The following is a 16475-nucleotide window of genomic DNA, read 5'->3' as shown; positions in this document are numbered from 1 at the left end:
AACTCTGCTTTGGCCGGTGAGACGCGAGGGCATCCCCCTGGCACGCAAGAAGCGAGGCGCCCACGGGGGGTCGCTTCGGGGGAACGAAAGGAGGGTGACGCCATGGTCATCGGCTTCATCCTGGCGGTCGTCTTCATCCTGTTCGTCGTGTCGTTGCGTGCCGCCGCCCGCGGCCGGAAGAAGGTCGGGCTCTCGAAGAGCTCGTCGGGTTCGGCGCGGGGCCGCCGCTCGCGGGGCGGGTCCTCGGACAGCTCCGGCAGCTGGTGGGCCGGCGGGGCCGGGGGAGCCGCGTCGTCCTGCGGCAGCGGGTCGTCCGGCGGGCACCACGGGGGGCACTCGTGCGGCGGCCACTCGTCGTGCGGGGGCGGCTCGTCCTGCGGAGGCGGGTCGTCCTGCGGGGGCGGCGGGTGCGGCGGAGGCAGCTGACCTTCGCCGGGGGCGTGGGGCGTGGGGCGTGGGGTCGGGGGAGGGGCTTCTGCTGCGGGTCGGCGGGGTCGGTCGCGCCCGCGCGGCGGAGGCGCAGATGCCACCGCCCCGCGCCCTTACGGGGTGCGCCGGGGCGCTTCGTTCCGCGCGCCCCGGCGCACGCCGTGGTTGAACAGTTGAACTGTGGAGCCCTCGGGGGGATGGAAACCCTACGAAGTTGGGTAAAAACGCTGTGGTGGCGCCACAGTTCATGATTCCCTCTAAAACACCAAAGCAGCCCTCGGATCGTCCCTTCCCCACAGGGCAGACCGGGCTGACCGGGCCGATCCCCCGGTACCGAGGTACCGACCGGGTGCGCCGGATCCCCACCTCCCTTTTTGCGTGCTAGCGGAGCCGACCCATGCTCACGACCCTGAACACCTCGTACACCGACACGCGCGCGGCCGACCTCGCCTGGGCCCTGGGGCGCGAACCGCTCCCCGCGCTCGCCACCCTCGACCTCGAACTCGACGGGGCGAGACTGCAGTTGCGGCTCCTCGGCGCGTCCCACCAGGTCCTCCTGGAGGAGGAGCGGGGCAGCTGTTCGGAAACCGTCGCGTGCATCGCCGGCAGCAGCACGCCGCTTCCGCTCGGGGTGGCCAAGCGGGTCGGCGACTGGGAGTACGAGTTCGCGGCGCGCGTCGAGACACTCTCCTGTGGGTCCTTCGCGGGCCGGGCGCAGGAGTTACTGGCCCTGGTCTCCGACCACCCCAACGGACTCGCCGGCGTCTTCCCCGGCAGCCCGCACGCCTTCACCGCGCTGCTCGCCCAGCGCTACGAGGGGCAGGTCCACTGGCGTACGTGGCACGCCTACCCGCAGGACGGCCAACTGGTGGCGACGCGCACGAGGGTGGGGGTACGGGTGACGGCGGGGGCGCTTTGAGGGGGGTGGTGCTTCGGCGGCCGACGAACTCGTCATCAGCGCCGGACGCCACACATCGGGACGGCACTTCCACACGTGTGGGTGACGAAGCGTCGTGGTGGCGTGACGTAGCGTTCCACGCGTGATCGAACCGCACGCGCCTGCTCCCCCCGGCGCGCCGCCGCCCTGGGGCGTCCAGGGCCAGGCGCGGCTGCCCGTCCGCCCGGGCATCGGGCGGTTCCTGGTCCTCGCGGGCGTGTTCGTCTGCGCGGCCTGTGGACTCGTGTACGAACTCGAACTCGTCGCCCTCGCCTCGTACCTGATCGGCGACTCGGTCACCCAGGCCTCCGTGGTCCTCTCCGTGATGGTCTTCGCCATGGGCATCGGATCCCTCGCCGCGAAACGCCTGCGCCCCCACGCCGCGGCCGGCTTCGGCGCCGTCGAGGCGGCGCTCGCCCTGATCGGCGGCTGCAGCGCGATGGCCCTGTACGCGGTGTTCGCGTGGACCGGCGACTGGGGCGGAGTGTGGACGAGCGGCTCGCGCTACCTCCTGGCGGCCTTCTCCCTCGCCATCGGCCTCCTCATCGGCGCCGAAGTCCCCCTCCTCATGGAGCTGATACAGCGCATCCGCCGCCAGGACCCGGGCGGTGCGGTGGCGGACCTCTTCGCGGCGGACTACGTCGGCGCCCTCGTCGGCGGCCTCGCCTTCCCCTTCCTCCTGCTTCCCCTCCTCGGGCAACTGGAGGGCGCGCTGCTCACCGGAACCGTGAACGCGCTGGCCGGCGGAGCCCTCGTGCTGGGGCTGTTCCGGGGGGACTTGAGCCGGCGCGGACGCTGGTTCCTGCTCATCGCCAACGTCCTGGTCCTCGCCCTGCTCGCCGCGGCCGCCGCCCATGTCGGCGACTTCGAACGCGCGGCCCGGCGCGCCGTCTACGGCAAGGACGTACGGGTCGCCCTGCAGACCGGCGTCCAGGAGGTCGTGCTTACCGGCGGTACGCACGGCCGCCCGCTCGACCTCTTCCTCGACGGACGCCTGCGGGTCAGCGGCCGCGACGAGCACCGCTACCACGAGGCGCTGGTCCACCCCGCGATGAACGGCCCCCACGCGCGCGTGCTCATCCTCGGCGGCGGCGACGGACTCGCCACCCGCGAGGTACTGCGCGACCCGGGTGTGCGCCGCGTCGACGTGGTCGAACTCGACCCGGGGGTGGTGCGGTTGGCGCGTACCGACCCGGCTCTGTCGGCGCTCAACGCGCACGCGTTCGGCGACCGGCGCGTGCACGTGTTCACCGCCGACGCCTTCGGCTGGCTGCGCGGGGCCGAATCGACGTACGACGTGGTCATCTCGGATCTGCCCGACCCCGGGATCACGGCGAGCACCAAGCTGTACTCGCAGGAGTTCTACGGCCTGGCGCGCCGCGTCCTCGCCCCCGGTGGCCGTCTGGCGGTCCACGCGGGCCCCGTCTCCTCCCGCCCCCGCGTCTTCTGGACGGTCGAGTCCACCCTCCGGGCGGCCGGCCTGCGCACCGCCCCCTACTGCGTCGGCGGCCGGGACTCCAGTTTCGCGGCCGGCCCCGACCGCACGGCGGGTGCGTCGAGCGCCCCCCGCGACTGGGGCTTCATCCTGGCCTCCGCCACGGGCCCGCCCCTGCGTCTCGACCCGCACGGCCCGCGCCTGCGTACGCTCACGCAGCCGTCCCTCACCGCCGACGCCTACGCCGCGTGGCGTACCCGCGTACCCGGCCTGGCGCCCTCCACACTGGTCCATCCGCGCTACGCCGACTGAAACGGCGGATGGACGAATCCCCGGATACGAGGGTGCGGTGCGGGCCGTCCTGGGTAGGCTCGGCCGACATGGAGCATGAGGTGTTCGTTCCGGTTCAGGCCGAACGGCTGAGGGAGGCGCTGGCCGATCCCGTACGGGTGGCCCGGGCGGTCCCCGGACTCCAGCAGGACGCCGGGACGCCGCCCGTCTCCGGGCGCCTGAAAGTCCGCGTCGGCGGCCACACCATCACCTACCGGGGGACGGTCCGGGTCACCGCCCGGGACGACGGTTCGTACGCCGTCGAGGGCGACGCCACCGAGGCGCGCGGCCCCGGCACCGTGAAACTCGCCCTCGTCCTCACCCTCACTCCCTCCGAGGGCGGTACGACCGTCACCATCACCGGAACCACCACCGCGGACGGGCGCGTGGCGGGTCTCGCCCCGGACGCGGTCTCCGCGACCACGGGCCGCCTGCTGAACCGGTTCGTCGAGAACTTGGCGGAGGTGACGGAGGCGCCACAGGGCGCGGCCGAACGGGAGCCGGAACGCGAGACCGAGCCGGAGATTGCGCCGGTGCCGGAGCCGGAGATTGAGCAGGAGCCGGAAGCGGAGGTCGAGCCCGCCCCGGAGGCCGAGCCCGCCCCCCTCTTCGAGGAGGAGGAACCGGCCCCGCCCGCCCCGAGCCGTGTGAACAGGGAGGATGCCGTGGCCGAGGCGGCGCACGCGCGGCGGACGATGATCGGCCGCAGCGCGGAGGAGGTGGACCACGCCCCGCCGCGTGGCCGCTACGCCCCCGTCCCGGCGCCGGAGACCGCCGACGCCCGCGCCACGCTCCGCTGGGCGGCCCCCGCCGCGGCCGTCGCCCTGGCCTCGGCCATCGCCGTCACCCGAGCCCTGCGCAAACGCCGCTGACCGCGCCCCGCCAGGGGCGCGGGGCGATGTGGGGCGAAGCCCCCACCCTTGGGGGCGCGGGGAACTGCGCGATCAGCCCCCACCGTCCCGCGGCCGACAACCCCAACAAGGAATCCGGCCCAGTAGGGTCAACTCCGTGAGTAACGAAGACATCACGCTGACCGCGGGCGACGCGGAAGTGACCGTCACACCCGGCAACGGCGGACGGATCGGCAGTCTACGAATCGGCGACGTCGAACTACTGCGGCAGGGCCAGAAGTTCGGCTGCTTCCCGATGGTCCCGTGGTGCGGAAGGATCCGCGACGGCCGCTTCCTGGACGGCGCCACGGTCCAGCAGATGCCGCTCAACGCCCCACCGCACGCCATCCACGGCACCGCCCGGGACGGCGCCTGGCGCACCGCCCGCACCGGCACGTCCGAGGCCGTGATCACGTACGACCTCCTGGCCCCCTGGCCCCACCCCGGCCGCGTCACCCAGCTCTTCACCCTGACCGAGGACGCCTTCACGGTCACCATGTCCGTGGAGACGTACGAGGACTCGTTCCCCGCCCAGATCGGCTGGCACCCGTGGTTCAACAGGAACCTCGGCCAAGAAGACGTCCAGGTCGACTTCACCCCGGCCTGGCAGGAGGAACGCGGCGAGGACCACCTGCCCACCGGCCACCGCATCGAGCCGAAGCCCAGCCCCTGGGACGACTGCTTCGGCATGCCCGACGGCGTCGGCGTCACGCTCACCTGGCCGGGGCAGCTGGAGCTGAAGGTCGCCAGCAGGGAGGAGTGGGTGGTGGTCTACGACGAGCAGGAGGCCGCCGTCTGCGTCGAACCGCAGACCGGGCCGCCCAACGGGCTGAACACCCACCCGCGCCTGGTCACCCCCATCGACCCCCTCGAGGCGACCATGACCTGGAGCTGGCGGCGCCTCTAAGCTGGCGGACATGAGTGACGTACGCGGCGCGCTGCTGCAGCAGATCAAGGACAAGGCCGTGGTGCACGGCAAGGTGACCCTCTCGTCGGGCAAGGAAGCCGACTACTACATCGACCTTCGCCGGATCACGCTCGACGGTGTGGCCGCGCCGCTGGTCGGTCAGGTCATGCTCGACCTGACCGACGAACTCGACTTCGAGGCCGTCGGCGGTCTGACCCTCGGAGCGGACCCGGTCGCGACCGCGATGCTGCACGCCTGTGCCGCGCGCGGGAAGACGCTGGACGCCTTTGTCGTGCGCAAGGCCGGCAAGGCCCACGGCCTCCAGCGTCGCATCGAGGGTGCCGAGGTCAAGGGGCGCCGTGTCCTGGCGGTCGAGGACACCTCCACCACCGGTGGCTCGGTGCTGACCGCGGTGGAGGCGCTGCGCGAAGCCGGTGCCGAGGTCGTCGCCGTGGCCACGATCGTGGACCGGGACACCGGTGCCGCCGAGGCCGTCGCCGAGAAGGCCGGAGTGCCGTACCTCTTCGCCTACTCCAAGACGGATCTCGGCCTGGACTAGCCCCCGGCACGGGACCCCGCGGAACTCGGGGTCCCGTATCCCGGACAGGGTGTCTGGAGCATCCGGTCAAGTCTGGAAAGATGGGGACGACGATGACGTCGCCCCCCTAGGTCAGGGCCGTAAGCACCAGTCCCGTCGTGCCGCAGCAGCGGTACGCAGACCCGCACATACAAGGAGCGGACAGATGCCCATCGCAACCCCCGAGGTCTACAACGAGATGCTCGACCGGGCGAAGGCAGGCAAGTTCGCCTACCCGGCCATCAACGTGACCTCCTCCCAGACCCTGCACGCTGCGCTGCGCGGCTTCGCGGAGGCGGAGAGCGACGGCATCATCCAGATGTCCACCGGTGGTGCGGAGTTCCTCGGCGGCCAGCACAAGAAGGACATGGTGACCGGCGCCGTCGCGCTCGCCGAGTTCGCGCACATCGTCGCCGCCAAGTACGACATCACCGTCGCGCTGCACACGGACCACTGCCCCAAGGACAAGCTGGACACGTACGTCCGTCCGCTGCTCGACATCTCCGCCGAGCGCGTCGCCAAGGGCGAGAACCCGCTGTTCCAGTCGCACATGTGGGACGGCTCCGCCGAGACCCTCGCCGACAACCTGGCCATCGCCCAGGAGCTGCTCGCCAAGGCCGCCGCCGCGAAGATCATCCTCGAGGTCGAGATCACCCCGACCGGCGGTGAGGAGGACGGCGTCAGCCACGAGATCAACGACTCCCTCTACACCACCGTCGACGACGCGCTGCGCACCGCCGAGGCCCTCGGCCTGGGCGAGAAGGGCCGCTACCTGCTGGCCGCGTCCTTCGGCAACGTGCACGGCGTCTACAAGCCGGGCAACGTCGTCCTGCGCCCCGACCTCCTGAAGGAGCTGAACGACGGCGTCGCCGCCAAGTACGGCAAGCCGTCCCCGTTCGACTTCGTCTTCCACGGCGGCTCCGGCTCCACGGCCGAGGAGATCGCCACCGCGCTGGAGAACGGCGTCGTGAAGATGAACCTCGACACCGACACCCAGTACGCCTTCACGCGCCCCGTCGCGGACCACATGTTCAAGAACTACGACGGTGTCCTGAAGGTCGACGGCGAGGTCGGCTCCAAGAAGACCTACGACCCGCGCACCTGGGGCAAGCTCGCCGAGGCGGGCATGGCGGCCCGTGTCACCGAGGCGTGCGAGATGCTGCGCTCCGCGGGCAACAAGCTCAAGTAGTCACCCGGGTTCCTAGGTTCCCCCGGGTTCCCCCGGTCGGTAACCGGGTTCCTCCGGTCCGGACCGTACGAGAAAGGGCTCGGCACCACCCACGGTGCCGGGCCCTTCCGTATGCTCCGAAGTATGGCTGCGCCTCTGCAGAAGACATCGGGCGAGGGAGCGGGACCGGGTCCCAACGTGCGGATCTCCAGTCCCACCGGCAAGTGGATCCTGCTGACCACCGTCCTCGGCTCCAGCATGGCCATGCTGGACTCGACGGTCGTCAACGTCGCGCTGCCCACGATCGGCCGAGACCTGGGCACGGGCCTCGCGGCACTCCAGTGGACCGTGAACGCGTACATGCTGACCCTCGCGGGCCTGATCCTGCTCGGCGGGTCACTCGGCGACCGCTTCGGACGGCGCAAGATCTTCGTCCTCGGTGTGGTGTGGTTCGCCTCCGCCTCGCTGCTGTGCGGCCTCGCGCCGACCGGGGGCGTACTGATCGCGGCCCGCGCCCTGCAGGGCATCGGCGGAGCCCTGCTCACCCCCGGTTCGCTCGCGATCATCCAGGCGTCCTTCCACCCGGACGACCGGGCCAGGGCCGTCGGCCTGTGGTCGGGCTTCGGCGGCGTCGGCGCGGCGGTCGGCCCGTTCCTGGGCGGCTGGCTGGTGGACGGCCCCGGCTGGCGCTGGGTCTTCCTGCTCAACGTTCCGGTGGCGCTGATCTGCGCCCCCATCGCCGTGCGCCACGTCCCCGAGTCGTCCGACGGCCGTGCGCACGGCCGGGGCTTCGACGTCCTCGGCGCCGTCCTCGGCGCCCTGGCGCTCGCCCTGGTGACGTACGCCCTGATCGAGGCCACCAGCGGTTCCGTACTGGTCTGGGTGTCGGCGGTCGGGGGCGTGGCGGCCGGCGTGGCCTTCGTGTACGTCGAGCGGCGCCGGCCCGACCCGATGATGCCGCCGGACATCTTCTCGTCGCGGCAGTTCACGGCCGTCAACCTGGTCACGCTGTGTGTGTACGCGGCCTTCGGCGGCTTCTTCTTCCTGACCGCGCTCCAGCTCCAGGTCGTGGCGGGCTACTCGGCCCTGGGCGCCGGTACGGCACTGCTGCCGACGACCGTCCTGATGCTGCTCTTCTCCGCCCGCTCCGGCGAGCTCGCCCAGCGCATCGGCCCGCGCATCCCGCTCACCGTCGGGCCGCTGCTGTGCGCGACGGGCATGCTGCTCATGCTGCGGGTGGGCCCGCACGCCTCGTACCTAGGCGATGTGCTTCCCGCGCTGGTGGTGATGGGCGCGGGCATGGTGACCCTGGTCGCGCCCCTGACCGCGACCGTCCTCGCCTCCGTGGACGCCGGGCGGGCGGGCCTGGCCAGCGGGATCAACAACGCGGCGGCCCGCGCGGCCGGACTGATCGCGGTGGCCGCGCTGCCTCTGCTGACCGGGATGGGCCCGGAGGCGTACCGCTCGGCGGACGCCTTCAACGCCGCCTTCCGGCGCGCGATGCCCCTGTGTGCCGGGGTGCTGGTCGTCGGGGCGGTGCTGGCCTTCACGACCGTCCGCCGCCCGGCCCCCGACTGCCGGCGCCCTCAGTGCCGTACGCACGGCTGTGTGACGAGCCCGCCGCTGGAACCCTCGCGCCCGCGCCCGCTCCCGCCTCAGTCCCAGTGAGACCGGGCGGCGGGTCCACCCGTCGTGGCTCCGGGGCGGCGGCGGGTCCACCCGTCATGGCTCCGGGGCGGCTGCCCGGGCGCCGGGTACCCCGTACGGCGCAACCCCCGGAGGGTGCCGCAGACTGGAACGTATGACGATTCACGAGAACCTCCTCGGGGGCCCGCCCCCGACTCACCTCCCCGACGACCCGGAGCCGCGCGAGCTCCTCGCGAACGGCACGGCGCCCGCGGATGTCGCCGCCAAGTACCCCACCTCCTCGCTGGCCTGGGCCCAGCTGGCCGACGACGCGTTCGAGCGGGGCAGTGTCGTCGAGTCGTACGCCTACGCCCGTACGGGCTACCACCGCGGCCTGGACTCCCTGCGCCGCAACGGCTGGAAGGGCCACGGCCCGGTGCCCTGGGAGCACGAGCCGAACCGCGGCTTCCTGCGCGCCCTGCACGCCCTCGCCCGCGCCGCGCAGACGATCGGCGAGCAGGAGGAGTACGCGCGCTGCAGCCAGTTCCTGAAGGACTCCTCACCGACGGCGGCGCAGACGCTGGGCTGAGTCCTCCCCCGGGGGTGACAGAGCCCTCCCCGGGTGTACCTGTCGCGTAGCCGTCCGGGTGTACGCGCAGGTAGTACGGGTCCGCCTGGTCGATGTGACCGGGCGGACCTTGCGGTTTCGGGCGACGATTGTGGAGGATGCCCGGTGGGGACCGGGGCCCCCGTGTCGAAAACGGCAGGGGCGGACCGCTACCCGGAGTACGCATCAGGAGACAGCGATGTCGTCCCAGCAGGCTCAGCCCGTCGAGGCTCAGGAGCCCGAGACCCCGCATCTCGACTTCCAAGGAACGACCCCGTATGAGGACTATGTCCAGGCGGACGTTCTGACCCACCTCCAGCACACCCTCTCCGACGACCCCGGAGAGATGGTCTTCCTGGTCACCACCCAGGTCATGGAGCTGTGGTTCACGGTCATCGTCCATGAGTGGGAGACCGCGGCGAACGCGCTCCGCGAGGACCGGGTGCCGGTCGCGGTGGCCGCGCTGAAGCGGTCCGTACGGGAGCTGGAGGCGCTGAACGCCTCCTGGAGGCCCCTCGCCCAGCTCACCCCCGCCCAGTTCAACTCGTACCGCTCGGCCCTCGGCGAGGGCTCCGGCTTCCAGTCCGCGATGTACCGCCGGATGGAGTTCCTGCTCGGCGAGAAGTCCGCGTCCATGCTGGTCCCGCACCGGGGCGCGCCGCGCGTGCACGCGGAACTGGAGAAGGCACTGCACGAACCGAGCCTCTACGACGAGGTCCTGAGGCTGCTCGCGCGCCGCGGCCACGCGGTCCCCAAGTCCGTGCTGGTCCGGGACGTGTCCCGGCGCTACGAGTCCTCGCCGGAGGTGGAGGCGGTGTGGACGGCCCTGTACGCGGGCGACGAGCACGACGAACTCGCCCGCCTCGGTGAGGCGTTGACGGACGTCGCCGAACTGGTGTGGCGATGGCGCAACGACCATCTCGTCGCGACGCGCCGCGCGATGGGCGCGAAGACGGGCACGGGTGGCTCCGCCGGGGTGGCGTGGCTGGAGAAGCGGGCGCAGAAGAACGTGTTCCCCGAGCTGTGGACGGCGAGGTCTCATGTCTGAGCGGTCTGAACTGCGGTCTGAACTGGGTGTCTCCGAAGGGCCCGAACTGGGTGTCTCCGAAGGGCCCGAACCGGGTGTCTCTGAGCGGTCCGAACTGGGTGTCAGGGCCGCCGAGCTGGATGCCTGCGACGAACTCGCCAAGCTGCGCGCGCAGTTCGTCCTGGACGACGTGGTGTACCTCGACGGGAACTCGCTCGGCGCGCTCCCGGCGGCGGTCCCCGGCCGGGTCGACGACGTCGTACGCCGCCAGTGGGGCGAAATGCGCATCCGCTCCTGGGAGGAGAGCGGCTGGTGGACGGCGCCGGAACGGATCGGCGACCGCATCGCGCCGCTGGTCGGAGCGGCCCCCGGCCAGATCGTGGTGGGCGACTCCACGAGCGTGAACGTCTTCAAGGCCCTGGTGGGAGCGGTCCGCCTGGCCGCCCTGTCCTCCGACGGGCGTGACGAGATCATCGTCGACGCGACGACGTTCCCGACGGACGGCTACATCGCGGCGTCCGCGGCCCGCCTGACAGGCTGCGAACTGCGCCCCGTGGACCCGGCGGAAGTCCCCTCCGCACTGGGCCCCCGCACAGCGGCGGTCCTCCTGAACCACGTCGACTACCGCACCGGCCGTCTGCACGACCTCCCGACCCTCACGTCCGCGATCCATGACGCGGGCGCCCTGGCGGTCTGGGACCTGTGCCACAGCGCCGGGGCACTGCCGGTGGACCTCGACGCCCACGGGGTCGACCTGGCCGTCGGCTGCACATACAAGTACCTGAACGGAGGCCCGGGCTCCCCCGCGTACCTCTATGTCCGTTCCTCCCTCCAGCCCAGTTTCGACTCCCCGCTCCCCGGCTGGAACTCCCACGCCGATCCCTTCGGCATGAGCCCCGCCTACGAACCGGCCCCGGGCGCCCTGCGGGGTCGCGTCGGCACCCCGGACATCCTCTCCATGCTGGCCCTGGAGGCCGCGCTGGAGGTGTGGGAGGGCGTTTCGATCGACTCCGTCCGCTCCAAGTCCCTCGCCCTGACCGACTTCTTCCTGGAATGCGTCGACGCGTACGTCCCCCGGGGTCGCGTCGAGTCCCTGACCCCCTCCCACCACGCCGAACGCGGCAGCCAGGTCGCCCTGCGCTGCGCGGACGCGGGTGAGGTGATGAAGCGCCTGATCGAACGGGGCGTCGTCGGCGACTTCCGCCACCCCGACGTCCTCCGCTTCGGCTTCACCCCCCTGTACGTGGGCTTCGGGGACGTGGAACGGGCGGCACGACTGCTGGGGGAAACGCTGAGCTGACGGTGGATTAAGGGACGGCGCAGCCCGGTGCCGTGCTCGCCCGCGGCTGGGCGGGGGCGGACCGCGAAGTTCCCCGCGCCCTTGGGCCCGGGGCTGCGCCTCGGATGCCCGGCCGGTCGCAGTCGTTGGGGTGCGGGCCGGTGGGGGCGGACGGCGAAGTTCTCCGCGCCCTTGGGTCCGGGGCTGCGCCTCGGATGCCCGGCCGGTCGCAGTCGTTGGGGTGCGGGCCGGTGGGGGCCGATCGCGCAGTTCCCCGCGCCCCTAAAACCCTCGGGCTGTCCGGTGTTCGAGGGGCGAGGCCGGAGGCCACACCCCACCCACCCCGACCCGCACCCCCAGCCCGTCCGACGCTTGAGGACGAGGCCGCTCTTGGGCGGAGCTCTGCGGGGTCCAGGAGGTGGCAGCCCCCGGTGGGAGTTCGGGTGCGCAGTTCTGCGGGGGTCCGGGACGGCAGCCCTGCGGGGGTCCAGGGGGCGAAGCCCCCGGTGGGGTGCAGGGGGCGAAGCCCCCGGTGGGGTGCAGGGGGCGAAGCCCCCGGTGGGGTGCAGGGGGCGAAGCCCCCGGTGGGGTGCAGGGGCGGAGCCCCGCGGGGGTTCGGGGGCGAAGCCCCTGGCGGGGTGCAGGGGCGGAGCCCTGCGGGTTCGGGGGCGAAGCCCCTGGCGGGGTTGAAGGGGCGGAGCCCCTGGGGATGATGGGGGTCCCCCCTGCTCGAGCGAAGCCGAGAGCTTGGGGGAGGGTAGGGGCGGCGGGGGCGATCAACCCCCGGCCGACCCCCACCCCGGTTCACTCCCCAACGACGTACACCCCCGCCACCGCCGCAGCAAACGCCCCCTCCGCCGCCCGCTCGGCAGCCCCCTCGTCCGGCACCACCCCAACAGTCAGCAACGAGTAATACAGCGGCGCCGACACCGCCCGTACGACCATCGCCGCATCGGTCCCCACGGGCAACTCCCCCCGAGCCACCCCCTCCTCGACACACGGCACCCACTCACTCACCCGCACGTCATAGAACCGCCGCAACGCCTCCGCCGTACGCACATCGCACGTCGCCGCGGCGATCACGGCCCGAAACAACGCCCCCTGCCGAGGATCGGCCAGCGTCCCCCGCACCAACGCGGCGTTGGCCCGCAGATCACCGAGTACGGACCCGGTCTCCGCACGCGGCGACGACTGCTCCGCCATGTCACTCAGCAGATCGGCGACGAGCCCCGTCACCGACCCCCACCGCCGGTACACCGTCGTCTTCCCGACCTCCGCCCGCCGCGCCACATCGGCGAGATCGAGATGCGCGAACCCCTCCTCGGCGAGTACATCCCCCGCGGCACGCAACACGGCCGCACGAACCCGGGCGGTACGCCCACCAGGACGTACGGTGCCGGGTACACCAGAAACTACGGTGCCGGGTTCACCAGAACCCACGGTGCCGGGTTCACCAGAACCCACGGTGCCAGGCTCGCCACGACTCACGGTGCCGGACTCGGCGGACATGACGGACTCCTTAGCAATGCCGTTCAAGTAACCCCACCCAGCGTAACGAAACACCAGATCCGTTTACCCCTCACCTAGCGTGACATCCGGGTGTAGACGCACGTCACGGGCCTGATACCGTCCCCGCCAACGGCCGAATTCACTCCTGGTCCGCCAAATCCGTTTCACCGCTGAGAGGTTGGAGCATGCCGGACGACGCCGCAGCACGGGACGCCGCCGAGGAGGCCTCGGCCTTCTCCCACCCGCCGGTCGACCCCGACGTCACCGCCACGTACGGCGACCATCCCGACCAGGTGATCGACTTCTACACCCCGCGCGAACCCGACCCCGAGGTCCCCGCCCCGCTGGTGATCGTCCTGCACGGCGGCGCCTGGCGCGCCCCGTACGACCGTCGCCACATCACCCCGTTCGCGGACTTCCTGGCCCGCCGGGGCTTCGCCGTGGCCAACGTGGAGTACCGCCGGGGCGCCACGATCCCCGCGCAGGGCGGCGAGGGCCCGGTCGCGGGCCGCTGGCCGGACACCTTCGACGACATCGCGGCCGCGCTCGACGCACTGCCGGCGCTCGCCCGCGAGCACCTGCCGAGGGTGGACCTCCGCCGCACGGTGATCACCGGTCACTCGGCCGGCGGCCACCTCGCCCTGTGGGCCGCCGCGCGCCACGTCCTGCCCGCCGACTCTCCTTGGCGTACCGACCGCCCCGCCCCGCTGCGCGGTGTCGTGGCCCTCGCTCCGATCGCGGACTTCACGGTCGCCGAGAAACTGAACGTCTGCTCCGGAGCCTCCCGCCAACTCCTCGGCGGCGAGGCGAGGTTCGCGGAGCGGCAGCCGTACGCCGACCCGGCGTTCCTGCTCCCCACCGGCATCGCCACGACCCTCGTGCAGGGCCGCACCGACGTCATCGTCCCGGAGGCGGTCGCCGAGTCGTACGCGGAGGCGGCGGCGAGGGCGGGCGAGGTGGTCGGCCTGACGCTCCTGGAGGACGTGGGCCACTTCCCGCTGATCGACCCGGCGGCGGACGCGTGCGCGGTGGTGGCCGAGGAGATCGCCCAACTGGCTTGGTAGCGCCCCCGGTCATACCCGTAGTACCTGAGAGCTACCTCCAAGATGAGCTCCCTGGCGGGACGCGAACGACACGTCACGATCCGTAACTTCCCATCCAGAGGCGCCCGATGAGCGGGCGGACCGGATGGGAAGGACGCCATGGAGCTCCGGGGGAAGCCGACCGCGGCGGGAAGGGCGAAAGCCACCCGAACGACACCACCTGATCCGGCTCGTGAGCGGCCCAGCCCACCTCAGCCACCCGAACCACCCGAGTCGGCCCCGTCGGCCCCGTCGGTCCACTCGGCCGCGTCGGTCCACTCGGCCCCGTCGGTCCACTCGGCTCAACCGGGAGAGCCCTCACCCCCCACCCCCCGCGCTCGATTCCTCCGACGCCTGAGCCGCACCCTGCTCGCCGCCCTGGTCACGGCCGCCGTGGTCGTCCCCGTCTCCGCCGCGGCCCGCCCCCGGATCCCCGCCCCGACCCCCGCCGCCCTCGCCCCGCCGACGACGGCGACGCTGGACAAGGCGTACATGGCGAACCGGGCGAACGCCGCGGAGGCGTCCCGCATGGCCGCCGCCCACGGCGACCGCACCCGCGCCGCCGTGGACCGCGCCATGGCCGCCCCCTCCCGCCGCTTCCTCTCCTTCGACGGCCGCGGCCAGGGCCTGGCCGTCGAGGTCCTCGGCGACCTCGCCCACGCCGACCGCGTCGCGGTCCTGGTCCCGGGTTCCGACACGACCTTGGAGACCTACGGCCGCTTCCGAGCGGGAGCGGCAGCCCTCCAAGACCGCCTCAACAGCCTCGACCATCGCCACGGAACCCACGGATCCACCTCACGTCCGCATACGGCGGTCATCGCCTGGCTCGGCTACGAGACACCGGGCACGGTCAGCACCACGGTCCTGACGACCGGCCGCGCCGAGGACGCGGCCCCGCCGCTGAAGGGGTTCATACGCGAACTGCGGGGCGTCGTCGGCGAGAAGGCGCACGTCTCCCTGCTGTGCCATTCGTACGGCACGGTCGTCTGCGGCCGCGCGGCACGCGGGCTGGACGTGGACGACATCGCCCTCATCGGCAGCCCGGGCACCGGCGCGGACTCCGTGTCGGCACTGCGCACCTCCGCCCGGATCTGGGCGGCCCGAGGCGCCGACGACTGGATCGTGAACGTGCCGCACGTGCACGCCGATCTCTTCGGCACCACCGTCGGCTTCGGCGCCGACCCTGTGTCCCCGGCCTTCGGCGCCCACGTCTTCGCGGCGGGCACCGGCGGCCACAGCGACTACTTCAAACCGGGCTCCGTGTCCTTGGACAACCTCGCCCGGATCGTCCTCGGAGACACCTCGGAGGTAACCCGTGCGTGAGTCGACGATTCATGAAGAGGCAGCCACCCGCCGAACGACTCCACAGACCCCACCGACCGCATCGACCGCACCGAAGCGACGCACACCCCCCTCCACCCCCATACCCCCCTCCACCCCCACGCGCACGGCCGCCCTGCGCACGGCCGCCCTGCGCACCGCCACCCACGCCATAGGAGACGGCGCCCGCCGTATCGACGCCGTCACCCCCGCGGAGCGGGACCGCGCGGTCGACGCCCTGCGCGCCTTCGCGATCCTCGGCGTGGTCCTGGGCCACTGGCTGGTGACGGCCCTGGTCGCGGACGGCGGCGCGCTGCACACGGCGAGCCCGTTGCAGCACATGCCGTGGCTGGCCCCCATCTCCTGGGTCTTCCAGACGCTCGCGGTGTTCTTCCTGGTCGGCGGCCATGTGGCGACGAAGAGCTACGCGTCGGCGCGGGCGCGCGGCACGACGTACGGACAGTGGCTGCGCGCCCGCCTCACGCGCCTCTTCAAACCCGTGGCCGCGGTAGTGACCCTGTGGACGGTGGCCACCGTCGGCCTGCTCGCGTCGGGCACGGGAGTCGGCACGGTCCACACCCTCGTCAAACTCGCCCTGTCCCCACTGTGGTTCCTCCTGGTCTTCGCGGGACTGACGGCCGCGACGCCCCTGCTCACCCGGCTCAACCCGCTGTGGCCGCTGGCCGTCGTTCTCCACGTGGACCTGATGCGCTTCGGACTGGGCGGCCCGTCCTGGCTCGGCTGGGTGAACGTGGCGGCGGGCTGGATGGTCCCGTACACGCTGGGCGCGGCCTGGACGCGCGGCGAGTTGGACCGGCGGCGCGCGGGCTGGGTGCTGCTCCTGTGCGGCGCGGCGGCGACCGCGGCGCTGGTGACGTGGGCCGGCTACCCGGCGTCGATGGTCGGCGTCCCGGGTGCGGCGGTCTCGAACCTGAACCCGCCGACGCTGGCCGCGGTCACCTTCGGCGTGGCCCAGTGCGGCCTCGCTCTTCTGCTGCGCGAGCCGTTGCGCCGGTGGTTGCGGCGGCCCCTGGCATGGGCTGCGGTGGCCCTGGTCAATCTGTCGGCGATGACGATATTCCTCTGGCACCAGACGTCCATGATGGTGGTCACCGCCGTGGGCCTGCTGGTGGGAAGGCTGCCCGGTCTGCACATGGTTCCCGACGGTCTGGGCTGGGTGGCTGCCCGCCTCGCCTGGCTTCCGGTCTTCGCCTTCGCGCTCAGCGTCTGCTGGGTCGCCTTTCGCTCCTACGAGCAGGGTCCGCGCCGCCGGTCCGGCCGTCCCTCCCGGGTCGTCCGCGTCCACCGTCGTGGTGGTCCGGCGGGGTCGCGAACGGCCCGCCGTGCCTAGG

General features: G+C 72.4%; 15 protein-coding genes. 14 read left to right on the top strand and 1 reads right to left on the bottom strand.

The features are described from left to right. Nucleotides 1-102 precede the first annotated feature (102 nt). The 11 genes from AQJ27_RS27050 (at nucleotide 103) to kynU (ending at nucleotide 11233) form a co-directional block, all read left to right on the top strand. Complete coding sequence (locus AQJ27_RS27050; protein WP_201264348.1) at nucleotides 103-426, top strand: hypothetical protein; 324 nt, start codon at nucleotides 103-105, stop codon at nucleotides 424-426. 400 nt (nucleotides 427-826) lie between these two features. Then, nucleotides 827-1348, top strand: a complete 522-nt coding sequence (locus AQJ27_RS27045) for a DUF2617 family protein (RefSeq protein WP_067374133.1) — start codon at nucleotides 827-829, stop codon at nucleotides 1346-1348. 121 nt (nucleotides 1349-1469) lie between these two features. After that, on the top strand, nucleotides 1470-3113 hold the full coding sequence (locus tag AQJ27_RS27040; RefSeq protein WP_067374130.1) for a polyamine aminopropyltransferase: 1644 nt from the start codon (nucleotides 1470-1472) through the stop codon (nucleotides 3111-3113). 68 nt (nucleotides 3114-3181) lie between these two features. After that, entirely contained in the window at nucleotides 3182-4003 is an 822-nt protein-coding gene (locus tag AQJ27_RS27035) for an SRPBCC domain-containing protein (RefSeq protein ID WP_079065277.1), read from the top strand. Nucleotides 4004-4139: 136 nt separating this feature from the next. Next, entirely contained in the window at nucleotides 4140-4928 is a 789-nt protein-coding gene (locus AQJ27_RS27030) for an aldose epimerase family protein (RefSeq protein WP_067374124.1), read from the top strand. Between the two features lie 10 nt (nucleotides 4929-4938). After that, on the top strand, nucleotides 4939-5487 hold the full coding sequence (gene pyrE, locus AQJ27_RS27025) for an orotate phosphoribosyltransferase (protein WP_067374121.1): 549 nt from the start codon (nucleotides 4939-4941) through the stop codon (nucleotides 5485-5487). A 184-nt stretch (nucleotides 5488-5671) separates the two neighbouring features. Further along, nucleotides 5672-6694: a class II fructose-bisphosphate aldolase gene (fbaA, locus tag AQJ27_RS27020; RefSeq protein ID WP_067374118.1), complete on the top strand. Its 1023-nt coding sequence runs from the start codon at nucleotides 5672-5674 to the stop codon at nucleotides 6692-6694. Nucleotides 6695-6817: 123 nt separating this feature from the next. Next, a complete protein-coding gene (locus tag AQJ27_RS27015; RefSeq protein ID WP_067374115.1) occupies nucleotides 6818-8341 on the top strand; it encodes an MFS transporter in 1524 nt (507 codons plus the stop codon). 133 nt (nucleotides 8342-8474) lie between these two features. Then, nucleotides 8475-8888: a DUF3151 domain-containing protein gene (locus tag AQJ27_RS27010; RefSeq protein WP_067374113.1), complete on the top strand. Its 414-nt coding sequence runs from the start codon at nucleotides 8475-8477 to the stop codon at nucleotides 8886-8888. Between the two features lie 217 nt (nucleotides 8889-9105). Further along, complete coding sequence (locus AQJ27_RS27005) at nucleotides 9106-9954, top strand: tryptophan 2,3-dioxygenase family protein (RefSeq protein WP_067374111.1); 849 nt, start codon at nucleotides 9106-9108, stop codon at nucleotides 9952-9954. After that, nucleotides 9947-11233: a kynureninase gene (kynU, locus tag AQJ27_RS27000; protein WP_079065276.1), complete on the top strand. Its 1287-nt coding sequence runs from the start codon at nucleotides 9947-9949 to the stop codon at nucleotides 11231-11233. Before AQJ27_RS27005 ends, kynU begins: the two co-directional genes overlap by 8 nt. Before the next feature lie 783 nt (nucleotides 11234-12016). Here kynU and AQJ27_RS26995 read toward each other — a convergent pair. Further along, nucleotides 12017-12721, bottom strand: a complete 705-nt coding sequence (locus tag AQJ27_RS26995) for a TetR/AcrR family transcriptional regulator (protein WP_079065275.1) — start codon at nucleotides 12719-12721, stop codon at nucleotides 12017-12019. Nucleotides 12722-12906: 185 nt separating this feature from the next. Between AQJ27_RS26995 and AQJ27_RS26990 the strand changes: the two genes are divergently transcribed. The 3 genes from AQJ27_RS26990 (at nucleotide 12907) to AQJ27_RS26980 (ending at nucleotide 16474) form a co-directional block, all read left to right on the top strand. Beyond that, the gene (locus tag AQJ27_RS26990) at nucleotides 12907-13785 is read left to right on the top strand and encodes an alpha/beta hydrolase (RefSeq protein WP_067374109.1); all 879 of its coding nucleotides are present in this window, start codon (nucleotides 12907-12909) and stop codon (nucleotides 13783-13785) included. Between the two features lie 372 nt (nucleotides 13786-14157). Then, nucleotides 14158-15126 (top strand): alpha/beta hydrolase, encoded by a 969-nt coding sequence (locus AQJ27_RS26985; protein WP_067374414.1) that lies wholly within the window; start codon nucleotides 14158-14160, stop codon nucleotides 15124-15126. A gap of 133 nt (nucleotides 15127-15259) precedes the next feature. After that, nucleotides 15260-16474 (top strand): acyltransferase family protein, encoded by a 1215-nt coding sequence (locus tag AQJ27_RS26980; protein ID WP_067374408.1) that lies wholly within the window; start codon nucleotides 15260-15262, stop codon nucleotides 16472-16474. Nucleotide 16475: the final 1 nt, after the last annotated feature.

It is taken from the genome of Streptomyces olivochromogenes (genome assembly GCF_001514115.1).
GTDB lineage: Bacteria > Actinomycetota > Actinomycetes > Streptomycetales > Streptomycetaceae > Streptomyces > Streptomyces olivochromogenes.
Note: the sequence above shows the minus strand (reverse complement) of the source record. Positions and strands in the feature narration are given on the sequence as shown.

Coding starts and splice junctions, on each gene's coding strand:
- AQJ27_RS27050 (WP_201264348.1), top strand. CDS start 103: ATGGTCATCGGCTTCATCCTGGCGGTCGTCTTCATCCTGTTCGTCGTG.
- AQJ27_RS27045 (WP_067374133.1), top strand. CDS start 827: ATGCTCACGACCCTGAACACCTCGTACACCGACACGCGCGCGGCCGAC.
- AQJ27_RS27035 (WP_079065277.1), top strand. CDS start 3,182: ATGGAGCATGAGGTGTTCGTTCCGGTTCAGGCCGAACGGCTGAGGGAG.
- pyrE (WP_067374121.1), top strand. CDS start 4,939: ATGAGTGACGTACGCGGCGCGCTGCTGCAGCAGATCAAGGACAAGGCC.
- fbaA (WP_067374118.1), top strand. CDS start 5,672: ATGCCCATCGCAACCCCCGAGGTCTACAACGAGATGCTCGACCGGGCG.
- AQJ27_RS27015 (WP_067374115.1), top strand. CDS start 6,818: ATGGCTGCGCCTCTGCAGAAGACATCGGGCGAGGGAGCGGGACCGGGT.
- AQJ27_RS27010 (WP_067374113.1), top strand. CDS start 8,475: ATGACGATTCACGAGAACCTCCTCGGGGGCCCGCCCCCGACTCACCTC.
- AQJ27_RS27005 (WP_067374111.1), top strand. CDS start 9,106: ATGTCGTCCCAGCAGGCTCAGCCCGTCGAGGCTCAGGAGCCCGAGACC.
- kynU (WP_079065276.1), top strand. CDS start 9,947: ATGTCTGAGCGGTCTGAACTGCGGTCTGAACTGGGTGTCTCCGAAGGG.
- AQJ27_RS26995 (WP_079065275.1), bottom strand. CDS start 12,721: ATGTCCGCCGAGTCCGGCACCGTGAGTCGTGGCGAGCCTGGCACCGTG.
- AQJ27_RS26990 (WP_067374109.1), top strand. CDS start 12,907: ATGCCGGACGACGCCGCAGCACGGGACGCCGCCGAGGAGGCCTCGGCC.